Below are 247 nucleotides of genomic sequence, written 5' to 3' on the forward strand. Positions count from 1 at the left end.
GTATTGGCGAGTCATCGAGGTGTCGAGCTGATGGAAGCGGCGGTACAGATCCGTTTCGCGGACATTCTCCAAGCCTATCCCGGCGTCGATCACCTCGAAGCTCAGTGGCAAGCTCTCGAGCGTCGCCTCGCCATTACCACGTACACGTAGGCGAACTTTGCCAGCCGCCGTGAACTTGATGGCATTATCCAGCAGATAGCCAAGCCCTTGCGCCAGCTTTACCGCATCCCCTTCCACGGTATCGGGC

1 protein-coding gene is annotated in these 247 nt (G+C 58.7%); it reads right to left on the bottom strand.

What is annotated here, in order from left to right; all coding sequences use genetic code 11:
- A partial coding sequence (locus AC0IW9_RS31585) for an ATP-binding protein (RefSeq protein WP_471652234.1) occupies positions 1 to 247 on the bottom strand: 247 nt, incomplete at both ends.

The sequence above is a fragment of the Belnapia sp. AC561 genome (assembly GCF_979252845.1).